The following is a 2,619-nucleotide window of genomic DNA, read 5'->3' on the forward strand; positions in this document are numbered from 1 at the left end:
TGCTCAGTACTTTAACACCGCCTTCAATACCGCGGACTACAGAGATAACCGCCAGTGTCGTAACAAAAGCAATGACTGCTAGCTGCATGCCAAGGCCACCTTCGGTGCCAAAGACATGATTGATACCACTGGTGGCTTGTTGCGCGCCAAGGCCTAAAGATGTTGCAAGGCCAAACAGGGTCGCCAGTACTGCCATAATATCAATTGCGTTACCAAACCAACCCCAGGTCCGATCACCGAGAATTGGGTAGAAAATGGAGCGAATTGAAAGAGGTAGTCCTTTGTTGAAAGTAAAGAAAGCCAGAGAAAGGGCGACGATTGCATACATAGACCATGCATGAATCCCCCAGTGGAACATAGTTGCTCCTAACGCGACTTCCTTCGCCTCTGGAGAGTAGGCCTCAACGGCTAAAGGGGTTTCGTACCAGCCAGTGAAGTAGGCTGTTGGCTCTGCCACGCCCCAGAACATAAGGCCAATACCCATACCAGCTGCAAACAGCATTGCAAGCCATGAAATCTTGGAATGCTCTGGCTTGGCATTGATGCCTCCGAGCCTGACTTTACCTAGCGGTGAGATAATTAGGCCAAGGCAAAAAATAAGAAAAATATTGCCAGACCACATGAACAGGAGGTCAAAATTTTCAATGATTTGAAATTTAAGGCCATTTAGGGCGGCCTTGGCAGTACCTGCGTCAACCAGCAGCAGTGCTGATAAAAATAAAATGATTAGTCCGGCGCTGATGCCGAAGACTGGATTGTGGACGTCAAACCCCCACTTTTGAACATTGTCTTGTCCAACTTCGTAATCCGTTGTTTCTATACTGTATTTATTAAATACGCTATCCATACATACTCTCGAACGTTTTGTCCTCTAAGCATTTCCCTCTAGAAAAGATCTTCTCAACAGTTTTGAAAAGGAAAATATTTAGACTTCAAATTAAAAAAAACGGCAAAATGTTAACATTGTGATAGGTCTATCACAAGTTTTGATTTGAATTTCATCACTTGACAATGTTTTTTGTCAGTTAAACGCAGTGTGGAATGGTTTAATGTTTTGACCTCTAATTATTTGCGTTGTGTCTATCGAAAAGCGAGAGCTATAGCGGGATGACGCAAGAAAACCAGCCACGGGAAGTGACTGGGTTTGGTGCTCTTTGAGGAGTGTTCTAATTGTGGTAAGCCGATCAGTTATTTTTCTTGGATTTTGGTTGCTACAGCCATTCGGTTCCATGCATTCATGACTGAGATCAGCATAATGAGCTGGGCAATTTGTGCAGGGTCGAACGACTCCTCAAGTTGCCTGTATGTGGTATCACTGACACCGTTATTTGATATCTGCGTTGCTTCTTCTGTTAGGGTAAGCACCGCCCGTTCTTTGGGGGTGAAAAGGGGGGGACTGTTTCCACGCAGGCAGAGAGAATAATCGTTCCTGGCTTTCTCCGTGTTCAAGCGCAGACTTTGAGTGCATTTGAATACAGTATGCACAGCCGTTGATTTGCGATGTCCGTACTCTGATAAGTTCTTCCAGGATCGGTGGTAGGTTACAACTCTTGATGTATTTTTCTAGTATAAACATTGCATTATAAGCTTCAGGCTGGCTGGTGTAGATATTCACTCGAGACATGAGTCGCTCCTTGGTCGGTTTAGGGGAATGTGTGTATGCCTCAAAATATAAAAGTTCCTTTTATTGACATAAATGTATATTTTGATAAGTGATTAATAGCAAAATAGCATTAACAAAGAGGTGCAGAGGCAAGTGAAACTTAAACTCAGCGAATTGGAAGTATTTATTGCCGTTGCGGAGTCCAGTAGCTTTAATCTAGCTGCAGAGCGACTGGATATAGCCAGCTCAGTAGTGAGTCGAACGATAAAAAAACTGGAAGCAGATCTGGAAACAACCTTGTTTAACCGAACAACGCGTCGTGTCACATTGACAGAGGAAGGTACGTGGCTCGTTGACAGGGCAAGGCATGTTTCTGAAGGCGTCTTGGCTATCGAGCATCACTTTTCTCGCAAATATCAGCAGCCTGTAGGGTCTTTAACTGTCGATGCGGCTTCATCATTTGCTTTGAATGCAATCGTGCCTTTGTTACCGGGATTTGCTCAGCGTTATCCGGATATTAAAGTGGCGCTTGTGAGCAATGATTCGATCACTGATTTAATCGAAAGAAAAGTGGATGTTGCGATTCGTATTGGTCAACTAAGTGATTCGAGCCTTAAGGCCCGAAAACTAGGAGTGACACAACGGGGCTTATATGCAAGCCCTAGTTACCTTAAGCGGGTCGGTTCCCCCGGTTGCGTTGCTGAGCTAGCTACATACCAGCTTCTTGGATTCGATAAATACAAGTTGCTCAATCACTGGCCGTTGCTTGATCAGCATGGAGAAAGGTTGAGTATTTCGCCTGATATGAGCAGTAATAGCGGTGAGACTCTGAAGCAGATGGCGGTGAATGGGTTAGGAGTCGCTTGCTTGTCTAATTTTACCGTTCAGCAGGAACTGGAAGCAGGCTTGCTTGAACCGGTATTAGAGCAATATTGGGTAAACGAGGATATACCGATTCATGCTGTATTTTATTCCGAACAAGCTCTGAGCCCCAGAGTACGTGTATTTATTGATTT

4 protein-coding genes are annotated in these 2,619 nt (G+C 44.5%); 1 reads left to right on the plus strand and 3 read right to left on the minus strand.

The genetic code is table 11. The annotated features are described in order from the left end of the window. The 3 genes from MHN01_RS24090 to MHN01_RS24100 all read right to left on the minus strand — a co-directional run. The coding region (locus tag MHN01_RS24090; RefSeq protein ID WP_239413911.1) for a BCCT family transporter at positions 1 to 847 on the minus strand (847 nt) is incomplete at its 3' end. A gap of 341 nt (positions 848 to 1,188) precedes the next feature. Beyond that, positions 1,189 to 1,365 (minus strand): carboxymuconolactone decarboxylase family protein, encoded by a 177-nt coding sequence (locus tag MHN01_RS24095; RefSeq protein ID WP_239413914.1) that lies wholly within the window; start codon positions 1,363 to 1,365, stop codon positions 1,189 to 1,191. Further along, complete coding sequence (locus MHN01_RS24100) at positions 1,325 to 1,624, minus strand: carboxymuconolactone decarboxylase family protein (protein WP_370646558.1); 300 nt, start codon at positions 1,622 to 1,624, stop codon at positions 1,325 to 1,327. The genes MHN01_RS24095 and MHN01_RS24100 overlap by 41 nt, the downstream gene beginning before the upstream one ends. A gap of 132 nt (positions 1,625 to 1,756) precedes the next feature. On the opposite strand from MHN01_RS24100, the gene MHN01_RS24105 reads away from it, so the two are divergent. Continuing rightward, positions 1,757 to 2,619: LysR substrate-binding domain-containing protein (locus MHN01_RS24105; RefSeq protein ID WP_239413912.1), on the plus strand; the 863-nt coding region annotated here is incomplete at its 3' end.

This window comes from Photobacterium sp. OFAV2-7 (assembly GCF_022347985.1).
Lineage (GTDB): Bacteria > Pseudomonadota > Gammaproteobacteria > Enterobacterales > Vibrionaceae > Photobacterium.